Origin of the sequence: Vibrio jasicida CAIM 1864 = LMG 25398 (genome assembly GCF_000400365.1) — a bacterium.
Taxonomy (GTDB): domain Bacteria; phylum Pseudomonadota; class Gammaproteobacteria; order Enterobacterales; family Vibrionaceae; genus Vibrio; species Vibrio jasicida.
This window is the reverse complement of the sequence record NZ_BAOG01000178.1, coordinates 1-2,798: the sequence shown is the minus strand read 5'-3', so window position 1 is coordinate 2,798 and position 2,798 is coordinate 1. Positions and strand designations below refer to the sequence as shown.

The window sequence follows — 2,798 nt, the reverse complement described above, 5'->3', positions numbered from 1 at the left end:
TTCGTACTTACGATACAGGTTTTCGCAAGATGCCTGATATTCATCTGCTTTGTAAAACTGCATATTTTCTCCCAAAAGGCATAACGCCCGCTTAAGTGGTGAGCAACGCAATGCGGAGTTTCCGCACTCCACCTTAATCACTAAAGTCAACGCATGGTAAAAATGCCACGCGTTGCGAATCCGTCTTGAAGCGTTTGTTAGGTTTGTTGTAAATATGGTGATAAAAACTCAATCAGAAAACTAACTAGGAGTACCAATCCAGCCAAAAAGCCAGATACTACTGTAGGTACGATGGTAAAAATCCAAACTCTAGCATTATGTAAATTTACCTGTTGTTCTATGCTCTGAATTTCCATCAAAGTATTAACCGTCGGTGATTGAAGCCTACTCGTTATTTTCCGCATTTGGAGAGCACTACTAATCATCTTATATAACTCAAATCCGATGAATACCATCAATGACAATAAGATTAACGCCCCTGATGACAAAACAGCCCAGTCAGGTAAATCTTTCTTAATGCTTGACCAAAGAGTAAAGAATCCTACATAACCAGCAGCAATAATCACATTGCTATATGAGTTTGCCTTGCCATAAGCGTGTGATACGACCTCTTTTATAATCGCAACATTCTGATCCGTTTGCATTCGTGCATGCTCCTGACTTATGCGATTAATATGCTCCGCAAGCTCATTGTGACGATCAACACAACGATGCTCCATTTCATAAATATCCTGATTCACCTAAAACAACCTCAAAAAAACCTAACGCCCTGTTAAGGTGTGAGCAACGCAATACCGATGCTGCCATATACCACCTTAAACACTAAACGCAACGCATAGCAAAAATGCCAAGCGTTGCGAATCACTCTTAAACAGATTGTTATGCTACTGGCGTCTAGTACATGAATATGTATCGTTCGTCGATTCTACCCTTAGTGTTATTTCATCGTAGGTGAAATCTAAGACTTCTGCTGATTCACTGATATTCTCAGGGAACATTGAATCTATATCAAAGATGTCATCAAGTCCCGGATGTGAAATATTCACTATCCTTATGTCGTTCGCCTGCGTGACTAAGTATTTGTCATTTTCTGCGAAATGCCATGTCCCTGTACTAGAAACGGAATATTCTAATGTTTCTTCAAAACCGTCAGCATTTACATCAATAGTTAGAGTACCAAAACTATTGCTCGTGCCATTTCTAACGAATGAGTCGTCAGATACAATTTGTATCCTAGTACCATCTTCATAAGTAGCCGAAAACGAACATTGCCACCCACCCAAAATAGCCTCACTGTATGTCATGGCTCTAGGTTCAGAACTAGCACTTTGATACCCATAATCAGAGGAACAGCCGATGAGAAGACTACCTAAGAACATACCTAAACCAACTTTTTTCATATCACTTCCTTTTGATTATTATATTAGTGGTATAACGCCCTGTTAAGGTGTGAGCAACGCAATACCGATGCTTCCGCATGCCACCTTAAACACTAAACGCAACGCATAGTAAAAATGCCACGCGTTGCGAATCACTCTTAAACAGTTTGTTAGGCGATTTTTTCAGCGAACTCTTTACTTTGTTTCTGCACATCAGCAAAAGATACTAGTTCACTGTAATGCACATGACCATTATTCATATCAACTTCTTGGCAATAAACGAGCTCTTCATAGGGCTCGTTATTATGGCTGAAGTGGCAGTAGATATGAGGAAAGTAATAATATTCATCACCATCTATGTTGACTGCTTCAATGTCCTCATAAGGTATTTTCCCGACTAAATAGGCTCGTATCTCTTCTGTAGAGTTACTTTTTTTATTAGTATATTTACCATCATGGATATACAACCTTTCAGCACTCAAAATAACCATTATTCCTTTATGGTAAGTGTCGACTAAAGCAACCTTAAACCAAGGCGATATACCCGACTTTGATTCATCAGTATTTGGGTACGAATCTACACGGTCAACGTGTCGAATTATTGCATCTTTTCGCAGCTTCTCGTGGCGACACCTAAATATTTCTTTTTCAAAGATTGGGCGCAGTTTTTCTCGATGCTGGACAAGCTCAGCAGGAGTAAATTTATGCTTACTCCCACTCGGCATGAAATAGCGTCGAAATATCTCTGTTGCAACAAAGACCAGACTAAAAACAACAAAGTATGGTTCAAAATCACCTGAAGGTTGCATAGCCCACGCGATACCAATTACTAGTAATAGCAAAAATGTCGTAGCCTCGATAAACAGCACAACCTTGTCTCTCATGTTCAATATTTCTCCTATCGCCTAACGCCCTGTTAAGGTGTGAGCAACGCAATGCCGATGCCTCCGCATACCACCTTAAACACCAACCGCAACGCATAGTAAAAATGCCACGCGTTGCGAATCACTCTTAAACAGTTTGTTATGTGATTTTCATATGTGGGTGAAAGGTGGACTTGAGGCTAGCTAAAGTATCCATATGCCACTGAAGTAACACTGACTCTTTTTCTGCTACATCACTCCTTTCATCACCAACCGGAAGACCTTGACTCCCATCACTTGGATATAATCTCTCATGGTAAGATGCCATCGATATTGACTGCTTGTATATACTAGCAATCAGTTCTGAGATCTCAGAACCAAATAAAAAGTCAGCCTCGGAGGCTTCCGCGTTGAACTTTAAAGTATCTTGATAAGTAGTTGTTCCCATTTGCGCAACCTTTGAGAGGTGCGAGCTATTGTCAAATGTGGTGTATGGAAGATCATGCAGTAGCTTGTTGATGAGTCTCCATTTCTTTCACTCCATTGATGAAGCGAA

At 40.2% G+C, this 2,798-nt stretch carries 4 protein-coding genes and 1 pseudogene; all 5 read right to left on the bottom strand.

Translation table 11 applies throughout. From position 1 onward, the window contains the following. A pseudogene (locus tag VJL_RS30585) lies at positions 1 to 63 on the bottom strand (GrpB family protein); the annotation flags it as partial. Positions 64 to 197: 134 nt separating this feature from the next. Next, on the bottom strand, positions 198 to 740 hold the full coding sequence (locus tag VJL_RS27600) for a hypothetical protein (RefSeq protein ID WP_152436697.1): 543 nt from the start codon (positions 738 to 740) through the stop codon (positions 198 to 200). 144 nt (positions 741 to 884) lie between these two features. Next, positions 885 to 1,400, bottom strand: coding sequence for a hypothetical protein (locus tag VJL_RS26310; RefSeq protein ID WP_038882296.1), 516 nt, complete (start codon positions 1,398 to 1,400; stop codon positions 885 to 887). Positions 1,401 to 1,549: 149 nt separating this feature from the next. Further along, positions 1,550 to 2,263: a hypothetical protein gene (locus tag VJL_RS26305; protein WP_038882294.1), complete on the bottom strand. Its 714-nt coding sequence runs from the start codon at positions 2,261 to 2,263 to the stop codon at positions 1,550 to 1,552. A gap of 139 nt (positions 2,264 to 2,402) precedes the next feature. After that, positions 2,403 to 2,690 (bottom strand): hypothetical protein, encoded by a 288-nt coding sequence (locus tag VJL_RS26300; RefSeq protein WP_023585548.1) that lies wholly within the window; start codon positions 2,688 to 2,690, stop codon positions 2,403 to 2,405. Positions 2,691 to 2,798: the final 108 nt, after the last annotated feature.